The sequence below is a fragment of the Flavobacterium gelatinilyticum genome, assembly GCF_027111295.1.
Classification (GTDB): Bacteria; Bacteroidota; Bacteroidia; order Flavobacteriales; family Flavobacteriaceae; genus Flavobacterium; species Flavobacterium gelatinilyticum.
The window spans coordinates 1,736,440-1,749,275 of the sequence record NZ_CP114287.1 but is presented as its reverse complement, the minus strand read 5'-3'; the positions used below and the strand labels follow the sequence as shown (position 1 = coordinate 1,749,275).

The window sequence follows — 12,836 nt, the reverse complement described above, 5'->3', positions numbered from 1 at the left end:
AATACACTATGACAACACAACAGCTGCACGAACAAATTCTTCAAAAAAAATCATTTTTATGCGTTGGATTAGATCCTGATCTAAACAAAATCCCTTCTCATTTATTAGAAACAGAAGACCCTATTTTTGAATTTAATAAAGCAATAATCGATGCAACACACGATTTAACAGTGGGCTACAAACCTAATACGGCATTTTTTGAAGCATACGGAATAAAAGGCTGGATGTCGCTGCAAAAAACGATTAATTATATCAACGAAAAGCATCCTGAAATTTTTACCATTGCCGATGCAAAACGTGGTGATATAGGCAATACGTCAAGTATGTATGCCAAAGCTTTTTTTGAAGATTTGAATTTTGACAGTGTAACCGTTGCGCCTTATATGGGTAAAGATTCGGTTGAGCCGTTTCTGGCTTTCGAAAATAAACATACTATAATGTTAGCATTAACGTCAAACGAAGGTGCTTTTGATTTTCAGACCCTCACAACAAATGGAAAGGAACTTTATAAACAGGTTCTGGAGACCTCTAAAACGTGGAAAAACAGCGAAAACCTAATGTACGTTGTAGGTGCAACCAAAGCAGAATATTTTACAGAAATCAGAAAAATAGTTCCGGATAGTTTTTTACTGGTTCCGGGAATTGGCGCGCAGGGCGGCAGTTTGTCTGAGGTATGTAAATACGGAATGAATGATAAGGTTGGGCTTTTGGTAAATTCTGCCAGAGCGATTATTTACGCGTCAAAAGGAACTGATTTTGCAGAAAAAGCAAGAGAAGAGGCTTTGAAAGTACAACAGGAAATGGAAGAGATAATTAGTTTAAAGTTTCATGTTTAAAGTTTCAAGTTTTGCTTGACTTTGAACATACTTTTTTAACCGCAAAGTTCGCAAAGATTTACGCTATGAACGCAAAGTTATTTTTCTTTGCGAACCCTGCGAAAAATCCTTGCGAACTTTGCGGTTAAAAACACAATCTAAAACTTGAAACCTTCAACAAAGAGAACTTGAAACAAAAAACAAAATGAAACAATTAACAGACCAGCTAGGTACAATTCATTCTTTTGAAACTACCCCAAAACGTATTATTTCGCTTGTTCCTTCGCAGACAGAATTATTATATGATTTAGGTCTCGAAGAAAAAATCGTTGGAATTACGAAGTTCTGCGTGCATCCGTTTCATTTTAAATCTACAAAAAAAATGGTGGGCGGTACAAAGAAAATCCATTTTGAAAAGATCAGACTGTTAGAACCGGATATTATTATTTGTAATAAAGAAGAAAATACACCCGAGATCGTAGAGCAATTAAGCACAATCTGTCCGGTTTGGGTAACGAATATTGTGTCTGTTGAAGATAACTTTCAGATGATTTCAGATTTCGGACAAATATTCAACTGCCGTACCGAAGCTCAAAAATGGAATGATAAGCTGGCTTTTGCTTTAAACGATTTCAAAAAATACATACAGGATATTAAAGTAAAAAAAGCAGCATACTTTATCTGGAAGAATCCTTATATGGCGGCAGGAAATGACACCTATATAAATGAGTTATTAAAACTGAATCATTTTAAGAATATTTACGAAGATAAAGGCCGCTATCCCGAAATAGAATTAAAAAAGATGCGTCTGGAAGGCGATCCTGATATTGTTTTTCTGTCATCAGAACCATATCCTTTTAAAGAAGAAGATGCCTTCGAAATTGGCAGATTTACGCACCACGCCAAAACCATCTTCGTAGACGGCGAAATGTTCTCCTGGCACGGAAGCCGATTATTAAAGGCTTTCTCTTATTTTAAATTGCTTCACGAAAGATTGAAGAATTAGTTTTCTTTTGTTTCAGGTTTCAGGTTTCAAGTTTGTTGGAACGTATTTAACCGCAAAGCAGGCTAAGATTTACGCAAAGTTCGCAAAGTTTTTTTACACAAAGCTTTGCGAACTTTGCGTTTATATTTACAATACTTGAAAAAAGTCTTAGCGTGCTTTGCTGTTAAATTATGTTCAAAGTAAAGCAACTTGAAACAAAGAAAACTTGAAACTTCAAACAAATTGGAACAAAAAAGAATGCCGGCATCTCGAAGACGCCGGCATTTATTTAACTAACCAAAACCAAAATAATAAATAACCAGTTTATTACATTACAAATGTCCGACATATATCAAGAATAAGCTGTTAAGGTCTTGTTATTACTTTGTTGGATATAAGTTAATATCAAGTTTTAAGTTTCAGGTTTCAAGTTGTTGGAGCGTTAACCGCAAAGCTAGCTAAGATGTATGCAAAGTTTTTTGCACAAAGTTTTGTGAACTTTGCGTTTAAAATTATGTTCAAAGCAAAGTAACTTGAAACAAAGAAAACTTGAAACCTGAAACGAAAATAGTTATAAAAAAGAATGCCGGCATCTCGAAGACGCCGGCATCATTTAACTAACCAAAACCAAAATAATAAATAACCAGTTTATTACATTACAAAGATCCGACTATTACGGATGTATTGCTGTTAAGGTTTTGTTATTACTTTGTTGACCATAAGTTAAGATTTGCAAACCCTGTTTTTTGAGCTTTCAGCAGCGTTAAATAATTTTTGGCTATTAAAATATAATAACAATCAATTTTGTTTATTAATATCCTAAGGATAAGTTTGTATATTTGATAAAACATTAAAAATCAGCATTATGGAGACAAACAAAAAATTAACAACCGCTACAGGAACTCCAGTTCCGGACAATCAAAATATTCAAACAGCAGGACCACGCGGACCTGTATTATTACAAGATTTTTGGTTTTTAGAAAAAATGGCGCATTTTGACCGCGAAGTAATTCCGGAACGCAGAATGCATGCCAAAGGTTCAGGAGCATATGGTACCTTTACTGTAACTCACGATATTACCCAATATACTAAAGCCGATTTGTTTTCAGAAATTGGTAAAAAAACGGAAATGTTTGTACGATTTTCTACCGTTGCAGGAGAGAGAGGTGCTGCAGATGCAGAAAGAGATATTCGTGGTTTTGCCATGAAATTTTATACAAATGAAGGAAACTGGGACCTAGTAGGAAATAATACTCCGGTTTTCTTTTTTAGAGATCCTATGAAATTCCCTGATCTAAACCATGCCGTAAAACGTGATCCAAAAACTAATTTAAGAAGTGCTGATAATAATTGGGATTTTTGGACTTTACTGCCTGAAGCTTTACATCAGGTGACTATTGTAATGAGCGATCGCGGTATTCCAAGATCCTACAGGGAAATGCACGGTTTTGGAAGTCATACTTTCAGCTTTATTAATGCTAAAAATGAAAGACACTGGGTAAAATTCCATTTAGTGTCGCAGCAGGGAATCGAAAATTTATCTGATGAAGAAGCGGCTCTACTGGTAGGAAGAGACAGAGAAAGCCACCAAAGAGATTTATTTGATGCAATTGAAGAAGGAAATTTCCCGAAATGGAAAATGTTCGTTCAGATTATGTCCGAAGAGCAGGCGAAAACGTATCGTTTCCATCCGTTTGATTTGACAAAAGTCTGGTTAAAAGGGGATTTCCCATTAATTCCGGTTGGAGAATTTGAATTGAATAAAAATCCTGAAAATTATTTTGCCGAAGTAGAGCAGGCAGCTTTTAACCCGGCTCACGTACCGCCCGGAATTGGTTTTTCTCCTGATAAAATGTTGCAGGGACGTTTATTCTCTTACGGAGATGCACACCGTTACCGTTTAGGAGTAAACAATTACCAGATTCCGGTAAATGCTTCAAGATGTCCGTATAATACATTTCACAGAGACGGGGCAATGCGTGTAGACGGAAACAATGGCGGACGTAAACATTATGAACCAAACAGTTTTGGAGAATGGCAGGATCAGCCGGAACATAAAGAACCGCCATTGGCAATTTACGGCGATGCATATGCGCACAATTTCAGAGAAGATGATAACGATTATTTTACACAGCCGGGACTTTTATTCCGTTTGCTTACAGATGAGAAAAAACAGCTGTTGTTTAAAAATACAGCCGGACAAGTAGGAGGGGCACAGAAATTTATTCAGGTGCGTCATATACGCAATTGTTACAAAGCAGATCCGGCATACGGAGAAGGAGTAGCAAACGCATTAGGAATGACAATGGATGAGGTTAATAATTTTGACGACCCAAGATTGTCTATTCAGGCAAGATAGTTTTTTTAGGAACAGAGGTGCAAAGTAACAAAGTGCCAAAGTTTTAGAATACAAAACCCGACAGGTTTCTAAAATCTGTCGGGTTTTTATGTTTAGCAATACCCTTTGTTGCTTTGTAACTTTTGAGCCTTTTCCTAAGAAAAAACCACCGTTTTATTGCTGTACACCATAGTTTTTCTTTCAGAATGCAATTTTATTGCTCTTGCCAGAACAATTCGTTCTAAGTCACGTCCTTTCATGATAAAATCTTCTATAGAGTGTATATGCGAAACTCTGGCAATATCCTGTTCGATAATCGGGCCTTCGTCTAATTCTTCTGTAACGTAATGACTTGTAGCGCCAATAATTTTTACACCGCGCTTAAAAGCCGAATGATACGGTTTCGCACCCGGAAAAGCAGGTAAAAACGAATGATGGATATTAATAATTCTATTTTCGTAAAGTTCAATTAATTTTGGTGTAATGATCTGCATATAACGGGCCAGTACAATAAAATTAATATCGTATTTTTTTAAGAGTTCAATTTGTTTGGCTTCACCTTCCTCTTTATTATCTTTTGTAAAAGGCACACAATGAAACGGAATATCAAAACGTTCGGCAATCGATCTTAGATCATTATGATTGCTAATGATAACCGGGATTTCGACGTTTAGTTCGCCGGCACTGTATCTTCCTAAAATATCAAATAAACAGTGATCGTATTTAGAAACAAACAAAGCCATTTTTGGTTTCTGTTCCTGATTATACAAATCCCACGACATATTAAAATCAGCTGCTAGTGTTTTGTCAAAATCAGCTTTTATTTGTTCTACAGTAAGTCTGTGATTGGCAAATTCGCATTCCAGACGCATAAAAAACACATTCTGTTCCACATCAACATGCTGATCAATGTAGGTGATATTTCCTTCTACTTTGGCAATAAAAGCAGTCACTGCGGCAATAATACCCTTTTGGTCTTTACAGTGAATCAGGATGGTAATTTTTTGCATTTTGGTTGTTTTATTAGGTTAGTAACAAAGCTGCGAAGTAACAAAGAAACAAAGACTATTGCAGTTTTGTTTCTTTGTATACTGCAGTTATAAAAATTATTTTCCGTCCTGCATGGCGAAAACGCTTTTTAATAAAGGCGTTGTTCTGGCACTGATATTATTACGGATTTCTTTTTCTTCTACGGCAATCATTTTAAAAACACCCGCTAAAGCCTGATTTGTTGTATAATCTGTTAAATCCGGGTTTACTTTTTTAACTAACGGAATCGTGTTGTATTTTGTAATGATTTTTGTCCAGACTGCATCGGCACCTACTTTTGCGAAAGAGCTTTTAATTACCGGATTGAATTTTCCGTATAATGCAGTGGTTGTACTTCCTTGTAAATAGGTTGTGGCAGCGCTGTCGTTTCCTAATAGGATATTTTTAGCATCAGTAAACGACATATTTTTTACAGCCGAAACAAAGATTGGAGTAGCTTCTTTTACAGCATCTTCTGCAGCACGGTTAAGTACTTTAATTCCTTCATCGGCAAGAGAACTTAAGCCCACTTTTCTAAGGGCAGCATCTACTTTTTGTAATTCCTGAGGCATTAGGATTTTTACAGCTTCATTTTTGTAAAAACCATCTACAGCAGTTAATTTACTTACTTGATCGGTAATTCCTTTATTCAGCGCTTCTTTTAATCCCGATGCGATATCTACAGTCCCAACGTTTGAAAGTTGAGGAAGCTGACTTAAAGTTTGTTGTACTTGTGCACAAGAAGTAAGCGTAAATGTTACCGCTAATAGTAAAATCTTTTTCATTATGGAGTTTTATTTAAGTTTCAAATGTAGTATTTATTCAAAAATAAAGCCACAATTTTATTTGAATAGCAGAAAGAATTTTGTTTGATAAATAACACAATCAGTCTGTCTTTTTCTAATAAAACCTGCGGCGTACAAATTAAATAAATAAGAGTTTTAATTATTGTTTTAAAGTTGTTAAGAAATAAGATTATTGTCTCTGCAGTAAATCAATCTCTTCATCTGTTTTTTCAAGATAAACAGACATTTCGCTGTAATTCCATTTTACTCTTTTTTTGCCCTCGACAAATAAAACAGCAGTTCCTTTTGGACCTTTTATAGGGATTTCGAGATCACAGGTGCCGCTATTGTTATTTACTTTAAGGCTTCCGGAAATCATTCCGTCTGGTTCAACAGGACTTCCGAGTTTCTCGATTACCAGTTTGTTGTTTTGAACTGCTGCCATAGACTCTTTATAAACATCTGAATCTTTCATAAGCGATGTAACGCCAAAAAGTATTCCTGCTATAAATAATCCAAAAAGTACAATAAGCGTTAAACATCCGGTAGGAACAAACCATTTCCAGTTTCTGTCCCACCAGTTTTTATTGTTTACTAATTCATTTGAATCCTGCATAATTTGTATGTTATTTTCCAGAGTTAAATTTATATAAAGCTGTAACTGAAAATTAGGATAATTATTCTAAAGAAGGGCATCTTTTGCTATAATTCTTCAAGACTAGTCAGATCATATAAATCATATAAACCTTTGTTATAAAAAAAGTCTCTTCTGTTTAGATCTTCCAGTATGCTGAAGGTGTAATCTTTTCCACCCTTAATGAAGAAATAAAGTGATTTAATAATATAAAAAGGTCCGTAGGGGCTGCGAAAACTTAATTTTAAATTCATTAAAAAATGTTTCAACGCATATTTAAATGTTTTTTCATCCGGGCGGACAAAATAAATGTTTGAGGTTTTTATTTTTTTAAGCAGTTCTGATAAATACGGAAACATTACAAATTTTCCTCCCTGCTGTATAAGCATATTAATTTCAAAAAGAGACAGTCCTTCGGTATTATTTGTTTTCATTTTAATAATCTTTAAATTAAAAATCAGTGGTATTGCGAATTGCAAAGTTCAGACGATTCTGAATTTTATTTAAGACTTATAAGTTATTAAACTATTATTTTAGGAGCTTTTTTTCTTCTGCAAAAAAAAAACCGGAAACCCAGTTGAATGAGTTTCCGGTAGTTTAATTTTTCCGAATGAATTTTAATTCACTGTAAGCGATTTTTCTGTTAAATCAGCATCTTTTTCATATACATCCTGAAAGAAACCAATTTCTCCGTTTTCATTTACAAGCGATGTAAAATACGTAATGTAAATAGGCACTTTTTTAGAAAGTTTAAAACTGTTTTCTACTTTTCCTGCCATTGCTTTGTCTATTTTTTCCTGAGTCCATTCAGGATAATCTTTCAGCATGGCTGCGGCCAATTCTTTTGCCATTTTTACATTGATGCATCCATGGCTGAAAGTTCTTTTTTCGAAATCGAATAAAGTTTTAGACGGCGTATCGTGCATGTAAATATCATCAGCATTTGGAAACATGAATTTTACCAATCCTAAAGAGTTCCCCGGACCCGGTTTTTGTCTTACTTGTCCGTTTACGATTTCCATATTTTTTTCAGCAAGATAATTTGGATCTGCAGCGATTTTAGATCTTAATTCGTTTTGTACAATGCTCTGCGGTACAGTCCAGTAAGGGCTGAAAACGATTCGGTCGATTTCGCCGTTAAAAATAGTCGTTTTTGTTAACGGAGAACCTACGAATACACTCGATGTTAACTCGATTTTTCCGTTTTTAACATAAATTAATTCAAACGATGGCACGTTTACCAGTACAAATTCATCATTATTAACCAATTGAGGCGAAATAGCACGAATTCTTTCCATGTTAAGCATCAGAGTTTTTACTTTGTCTGATACCGGAATATTCATTTCTTTAATGTGTTCTTCTGCCAAAATATAATTTGGTTTAAAACCATTACGAACTTTGTATTTCATTACGGCATCCATCAGTTCACGATCATAAAAATCACTTTTAGAATCTTGTTTTAAATCTCCTAATAAGTACAAACGGGTTCTAACTTGTGCAATTGTACTCGAAACAGCATCCGGACGTAACTCTTTATAAGGCATTTCGGTTACGATAGGTTTCCATTTGCTCGATTTTTCAAGCTTTTTGTATTTTTTCAGAACGTCTTCCAGTTTGTAATACTGATCATAAAGAACTTCATTTTCGTCATGTTTTGCGCTGGCTTCCTCAATAGTACTATAGTTCAGAAAATCTTTCAGCATGGCATCATAAGATAATTTTTTCTTGTCTGAATTGCTTTTTTTGGTATATACAACATATAAAGAACTTAAAAGCATGTCAGCATCTGTTTTTGAGAGATTGTTTTCTGATGACATATCGAATAACTGATCTATTTCTTTTTGATACGGAATAACCAGATCGTTTGTTTTTTTGGCTTTTTCATATAATATGCTGCCAAATTCGTTGATCTCGTCCTCGTCATACCAAATACTTCCCAGAGATCGGTTTTTATATAATGACATTACATCAGATTTATACTTTTTTAAATCAGAATATCTCTTGAAGAAGTCATTAGAAATATTTTCTTTTTTTACATTATCACTTTCTGAATCTTTTGAATTAGTGTGTAATGCTGGGGTGTTTGATGTCTTTTTATATAAATTTTTATTGTCAATTCTGTTAAAAGAAAATACAAAAAAACTCAAACCTAAAATTACGGTGAATGAATAAAATGTTCTCATTTTTTTAAATTTTTACGTTGTTACTCTTGTCAAGTTCTTTGGTAAAAATTTGGGGCTTTTCTACAATGCTAAATTAATTTAGAAGGGCTCAAAACATGTTTCCATATTTTATTTAAAAGTTGCGAAATTGCCATGTCTTTAAGCTTTCTTTAACTAAATCAGTTAGTTAGCTAAAATGTTACCCCTTAAGTAACGAAATCGATATTTTTTTTGTTAACATAAAGCTATTGCGATGAACAATTATTAAAATAATTTGTAAATTGGTCGCTTAAAATTATCATATTCATAAAATGGAACAACAAATACCATATATTCCTAAAAATAAAGTAAGAATTGTTACGGCTGCTTCGCTTTTTGACGGACACGATGCTGCTATCAACATCATGCGTCGTATTATACAGTCTACGGGTGTTGAGGTAATTCATCTGGGCCATGACCGAAGTGTAGAAGAAGTGGTAAATACCGCTATTCAGGAAGATGCCAATGCGATTGCCATGACATCATATCAGGGCGGACACAACGAATACTTTAAATATATGTACGACTTGCTTAAAGAAAAAGGAGCAGGACATATTAAAATCTTCGGCGGCGGCGGCGGTGTGATTCTGCCAAGTGAAATCGAAGAATTACATGAGTATGGTATCACCAGAATTTATTCTCCGGATGACGGACGTTCTTTAGGACTTCAGGGAATGATTAATGATTTGGTTCAAAGAGCCGATTTCCCGATTGGTGATAAACTAAACGGAGAAATCGATCATATCGAAAATAAAGTTCCAACAGCAATTGCGCGTTTGATTTCGTCTGCAGAGAACTTCCCGGAAATTGCAAAAACAGCTTTTGATAAAATTCATGAAGTAAATTCCAGTTCTAAAATTCCGGTTTTAGGAATTACAGGAACGGGTGGAGCAGGAAAGTCTTCTTTGGTTGATGAGTTGGTTCGCCGATTTTTAATTGATTTCCCAGAAAAAACAATCGGATTGATTTCTGTTGATCCTTCGAAAAGAAAAACCGGAGGAGCGCTTTTAGGAGACAGAATTCGTATGAATGCGATTAATAATCCGAGAGTTTATATGCGTTCGCTGGCAACGCGTCAGTCGAATTTGGCTTTGTCTAAATATGTAGCCGAAGCAATTCAGGTTTTAAAAGCCGCAAAATACGATTTGATTATTTTGGAAACTTCAGGAATCGGGCAGTCTGATACCGAGATTATGGATCATTCTGACGTTTCTTTATATGTAATGACACCAGAATTTGGAGCGGCAACGCAATTGGAAAAAATCGACATGCTTGATTTTGCCGATTTAGTGGCCTTAAACAAATTTGATAAACGAGGCGCTTTAGATGCTTTACGCGATGTAAAAAAACAATACCAGCGCAATCATAACCTTTGGGATAAAAATCCAGATGAAATGCCGGTTTTCGGAACGATTGCTTCGCAGTTCAACGATCCGGGAATGAACACGCTTTATAAAGCAATCATGGATAAAGTGGCTGAAAAGACGAATTCTGACTTGAAATCGACTTTTGAAATCACTAAAGAAATGAGCGAGAAAATATTTGTGATTCCGCCAGGAAGGACACGTTATTTATCTGAAATTGCCGAGAATAACAGAAATTATGATGAAACGGCAATTGCACAGCAAAAAGTAGCTCAGAAATTATACGGAATCTTTAAAACCATAGAATCTGTTTCTGGAAAAGTACCTCAGATTACCAAAGCCGGAATCGACGATTCGACTGTTTTGTCTGGAGGATTTCAGGAACATGACGAAAACAGAATCTTCCTGAACCTTTTACTAAATCAATTTGATAAAGTAAAAATGGACTTAGATCCGTACAATTGGGAAATTATCCTGAATTGGGCAGATAAAACAGCGAAATACAAAAATCCGGTTTACAGCTTTAAGGTTCGTGATAAAGAAATTAAAATCGCGACACATTCTGAAAGTTTATCGCATTTGCAAATCCCAAAAATTGCTTTGCCTAAATACGAAGGCTGGGGCGATATCCTGCGTTGGAATTTACAGGAAAATGTTCCCGGAGAATTTCCTTTCGCTTCTGGATTGTATCCGTTTAAACGTGAAGGCGAAGATCCGTCGAGAATGTTTGCGGGCGAGGGAGGACCAGAAAGAACCAACAAACGTTTTCATTATGTAAGTGCGGGAATGCCAGCAAAACGTCTTTCTACAGCTTTTGACAGTGTGACTTTGTACGGAAATGATCCGGATTTACGTCCGGATATTTACGGAAAAATTGGAAATGCAGGAGTTTCTATCTGTTGTTTAGATGATGCTAAAAAACTATATTCAGGTTTCGATTTGGTTCATGCTTTAACTTCGGTAAGTATGACGATCAACGGACCTGCGCCAATGCTTTTAGGTTTCTTTATGAATGCCGCAATCGATCAGCAATGTGAGATTTACATTAAAGAGAATGATTTAGAAAAAGAAGTTGAGGCTAAAATCAACAAATTATATAAAGAAAAAGGAATTGAAAGACCGAAATACCAAGGCGAACTTCCGGCAGGAAACAACGGTTTGGGATTAATGCTTTTGGGTGTTACAGGAGATCAGGTTTTGCCTTTGGAAGTTTATAACGAAATAAAAGTAAAAACGTTAGCTCAAGTTCGTGGAACGGTTCAGGCCGATATTTTAAAAGAAGATCAGGCACAGAATACGTGTATTTTCTCAACTGAATTTGCGCTACGATTAATGGGAGACGTTCAGGAATATTTTATTACTAAAAACGTTCGTAATTTCTATTCGGTTTCGATTTCAGGATATCATATTGCCGAGGCGGGAGCGAACCCAATTACGCAATTGGCGTTTACGCTTTCAAATGGTTTCACTTACGTGGAATATTATTTGAGCCGAGGAATGAACATCAACGATTTTGGACCAAATTTATCGTTCTTCTTCTCGAACGGAGTAGATCCTGAATATTCGGTTATTGGTCGTGTGGCGCGTAAGATTTGGGCAAAAGCCATGAAATTGAAATACGGAGCCAACGAAAGAGCGCAAATGCTGAAATATCATATTCAGACTTCCGGACGTTCGTTACACGCGCAGGAAATTGATTTCAACGATATCAGAACGACTTTGCAGGCTTTGTATGCGATTTATGACAACTGTAATTCATTACACACCAACGCTTACGACGAAGCAATTACCACGCCAACAGAAGAATCTGTACGTCGTGCGATGGCAATTCAGCTGATTATCAATAAAGAATTAGGTTTGGCGAAAAATGAAAACCCAATACAAGGTTCGTTCATCATCGAAGAATTAACTGATTTGGTAGAAGAAGCTGTTTTACAGGAATTCGACAGAATCACAGAAAGAGGCGGCGTTCTTGGTGCAATGGAAACAATGTACCAACGTTCTAAAATTCAGGAAGAAAGTTTGTATTACGAAACCTTAAAACACAACGGAGATTTCCCAATTGTGGGTGTAAATACGTTCCTGAGTTCAAAAGGATCGCCAACAGTAATTCCGGCTGAGGTAATTCGTGCCACAGAAGTAGAAAAACAATACCAGATTACGATGTTGGACAATCTGCATAATTTCCACGAAGCAAAAGTAAACGAGCATTTAAGCCAGTTGCAAGACGCAGCCATTAAAAACGAAAACTTATTCGATTATTTAATGGAAGCTACAAAAGTTTGTTCTCTTGGTCAGATTACTTCGGCGTTGTTTGAGGTTGGTGGGCAGTATAGAAGGAATATGTAAGATTTACTTTTTATAGATTTATGGAAAACTCTCTCAAGATTTTTGAGAGGGTTTTTATTTAAATCATTTACAGAGTTAAAAAACGAGTATATATGAGACAGTTTGTTAAAATGCTCCTCACAATCTTTCAGTACCTGAACATAGTTGTAATAAAACTGAGCAGGTACTTTTGAAATATCCAATATTATAATACTTTCGACATATTTAAAAATTACATTTGAGATAAATAGGGTAATTATACCTATTGATAAATGAAAAAAGCATTATAGATTTGTGAATGGATATTTATTGTAGAATATCTATTAAAGTGTAATTTTTATTAATATTTATCCATGC

9 protein-coding genes are annotated in these 12,836 nt (G+C 35.3%); 4 read left to right on the top strand and 5 right to left on the bottom strand.

What is annotated here, in order from left to right; translation table 11 throughout:
* Positions 1–8 precede the first annotated feature (8 nt).
* From pyrF to OZP11_RS07510, 3 genes are all read left to right on the top strand, one after another.
* The gene (gene pyrF / locus OZP11_RS07520) at positions 9–836 is read left to right on the top strand and encodes an orotidine-5'-phosphate decarboxylase (protein ID WP_281234607.1); all 828 of its coding nucleotides are present in this window, start codon (positions 9–11) and stop codon (positions 834–836) included.
* A 184-nt stretch (positions 837–1,020) separates the two neighbouring features.
* On the top strand, positions 1,021–1,821 hold the full coding sequence (locus OZP11_RS07515) for an ABC transporter substrate-binding protein (RefSeq protein ID WP_281234606.1): 801 nt from the start codon (positions 1,021–1,023) through the stop codon (positions 1,819–1,821).
* 844 nt (positions 1,822–2,665) lie between these two features.
* Positions 2,666–4,159, top strand: coding sequence for a catalase (locus OZP11_RS07510; protein ID WP_281234605.1), 1,494 nt, complete (start codon positions 2,666–2,668; stop codon positions 4,157–4,159).
* A gap of 134 nt (positions 4,160–4,293) precedes the next feature.
* On the opposite strand, the gene purU is transcribed toward OZP11_RS07510, so the two are convergent.
* The 5 genes from purU to OZP11_RS07485 all read right to left on the bottom strand — a co-directional run bounded on the left by purU (position 4,294) and on the right by OZP11_RS07485 (position 8,769).
* A complete protein-coding gene (purU, locus tag OZP11_RS07505; RefSeq protein WP_281234604.1) occupies positions 4,294–5,148 on the bottom strand; it encodes a formyltetrahydrofolate deformylase in 855 nt (284 codons plus the stop codon).
* A gap of 96 nt (positions 5,149–5,244) precedes the next feature.
* Positions 5,245–5,952 (bottom strand): DUF4197 domain-containing protein, encoded by a 708-nt coding sequence (locus tag OZP11_RS07500; protein ID WP_281234603.1) that lies wholly within the window; start codon positions 5,950–5,952, stop codon positions 5,245–5,247.
* Between the two features lie 190 nt (positions 5,953–6,142).
* Positions 6,143–6,568, bottom strand: coding sequence for a cytochrome c oxidase assembly factor Coa1 family protein (locus tag OZP11_RS07495; RefSeq protein ID WP_281234602.1), 426 nt, complete (start codon positions 6,566–6,568; stop codon positions 6,143–6,145).
* Positions 6,569–6,654: 86 nt separating this feature from the next.
* Positions 6,655–7,020, bottom strand: coding sequence for a hypothetical protein (locus tag OZP11_RS07490; RefSeq protein ID WP_281234601.1), 366 nt, complete (start codon positions 7,018–7,020; stop codon positions 6,655–6,657).
* Between the two features lie 183 nt (positions 7,021–7,203).
* Entirely contained in the window at positions 7,204–8,769 is a 1,566-nt protein-coding gene (locus OZP11_RS07485; RefSeq protein WP_281234600.1) for a L,D-transpeptidase family protein, read from the bottom strand.
* A gap of 290 nt (positions 8,770–9,059) precedes the next feature.
* Between OZP11_RS07485 and OZP11_RS07480 the strand changes: the two genes are divergently transcribed.
* Positions 9,060–12,500 carry a methylmalonyl-CoA mutase family protein gene (locus OZP11_RS07480; protein ID WP_281234599.1) on the top strand — a complete coding sequence of 1,147 codons (3,441 nt, stop codon included), beginning with the start codon at positions 9,060–9,062 and terminating at the stop codon, positions 12,498–12,500.
* Positions 12,501–12,836 lie beyond the last annotated feature (336 nt).